The organism is Sphingomonas sp., assembly GCF_051962185.1.
Classification (GTDB): domain Bacteria; phylum Pseudomonadota; class Alphaproteobacteria; order Sphingomonadales; family Sphingomonadaceae; genus Sphingomonas.
Genome location: NZ_JBQCCN010000246.1, coordinates 1 through 2071 on the forward strand (window position 1 = coordinate 1; position 2071 = coordinate 2071).

Genomic DNA, 2071 nt, shown 5'->3' on the forward strand with positions numbered 1-2071 from the left:
GCCTATCGCGTGCTCGAGCTGAAACCGGGCGACCCGAGGCTCGCCGAGCGGCTGACCGAATTCGCCGATATCGCCGACCTCACGGTCGACGATCCCAACGACAGCTGGGGCATCTATTATTACACCTCGGCGCTCCACCAATTGGCGGCGGCCGGTCTGCTCGACCGCGCGGTGCGGCCGGCGACGCTCGCCAGGTTGCGGATCAAGCTCGACTGGCGGCGCTTCGTCCGCCCCGACCTGACGTTGATCGACCTGCCCAACAATTATTACGGCGTCGCCTTCTCGATCTCGCGGCTGCGCTTCCTGATGGGATGGGAGGACAGGAGCGGCAGCGACGCCTTGTTCGCGCGGATGCTCGACCATTACCGGCGCTATTCGGGAAAATACGGCTTCGCCGACGAGACCGAGGGCAAGGGCAGGTTCGACCGCTATTCGGTGCTGCTGATCGGCGAGATATCCCAGCGGCTGGTCGAGACCGGGATGCAGCCGACGCCCGAGATCAAGGCGTGGCTCAGGCGATCGGTCGACGTGATGCTTCCGCGCTTCAACATGCGCGGCGAGGGGTTCGAATACGGCCGCTCGATTGGCGCTTATGGCGAGACCTGCTTCCTCGAAGTGCTGACCGCCGCCGCGCGGTTCAAGTTGCTGACCCCGACCGAGGAGCGCATGGCCTATGCCTTCTCGAGCCGGATCGCGGCGCGCTACGCCGATTTCTGGATCGACCCCGCGACCGGGTCGGTCGACATGTGGGATCACGGCCGGCGCACCGATGCCTATCGCGGCAAGCATCGCATCTTCGGCGAGAATCTGAGTCTCGCGCGGCAATATCTCTATACCGACCGCATCTGGAACGACCTCGGCTATCGCAACAAGGCGCCGGCGGCCGATTACCGGCAATGGCTGACGACCCTGCCGCGCTCGACGACGACCTGGTTCGCCCGCGGCGCCTATGATCGCGCGCTGGTGACGGTGCGCGACCGCGGCACGGTGATCGGCCTGCCGCTGATCGACGGGGCGGAGGGGCAGCATATGCACAACCCCTATTTCCCGATCCCCTTCTCGCCCGGCCTGCTCCAGGGATCGGCCGATGCCGGCTTCCCGCACCTGACCCCGCGCATCACCCTGTCCGACGGCGGCGTGCTGATGCCGCTCGCCTGGTTCAAGGATGTGCGGGTCGCGCGGTCGGGAGCGACCACCATCGTCAGCTGGCGGCAGGATGCGCTCGACCGCATGGGCGGCAACGACGCGGTCGCCGACAAGCGCCTGGCGATCGTCACGCGCTACGTGCTTGCCCCCGGGCGGATCACGCGCAGCGATACGCTGAGCGCGGCGCCCGGCGTGGCGATCAAGCGGATCGACCTCGAATTCGCGACCTTCTCGGACAGCGCCGCGCAAGCCGGGCCGGGCGCGATAGCCTTCGGCCAGGGCCAGGTGACGCGCTTCGCCGCGACCGGGCTCGGCGATTGCCGCTCGGGGCCGGGCGGCGAGGTCTATCGCGCGCCGACCGGGGCGTTCCGCGCCGTGGTGCGATGCGGCCGCAGCCTGTCCGCTCCCGTCCGGACGCTGCGTCTCGGCTGGGCGATCGACTATCGTTCTGAGCAGAATTGACACCGGTATCAATTGGGCCGGATCGGTATGACAACCTGCGGCAAACGACCGCAACATGATGAATCGGGGAGATTTTCGAGATGAGAGCGACCAATATCCGCCGCACCCTGTTCGCCTCCGTCGCGATCGCCGCGCTGGCGCCGATCCCGGCATTGGCCCAGGAAACGCCGCCTGCCGCTTCGACCGCGTCCGCGGACACCTCGGCGGCCCCCGCTGCCGCCGATCCGGCGCCGCAGGACGCGCCGGCCGACCAGAAGGACATCGTCGTCACCGGCGCGCGCGCGACGCAGCGCAACTCGATCGACCTCAAGCGCAATTCGAGCGTGATCGTCGACGGCATCGTCAATGACGAGATCGGCGCCCAGCCCGACAATTCGGTCGGCGACACGCTCGAACGGATCGCCGGCGTCAGCGCCGACCGCTTCAAGGGCAATGCCAACGAATTGTCGGTGCGCGGGCTCGG

2 protein-coding genes are annotated in these 2071 nt (G+C 67.8%); both read left to right on the forward strand.

The features are described from left to right. Positions 1–1608 (forward strand): hypothetical protein (locus ACTHJR_RS15965; RefSeq protein WP_440524230.1); only part of this gene is annotated, 1608 nt, incomplete at its 5' end. Positions 1609–1688: 80 nt separating this feature from the next. Then, positions 1689–2071 (forward strand): TonB-dependent receptor plug domain-containing protein (locus tag ACTHJR_RS15970; RefSeq protein ID WP_440524231.1); only part of this gene is annotated, 383 nt, incomplete at its 3' end.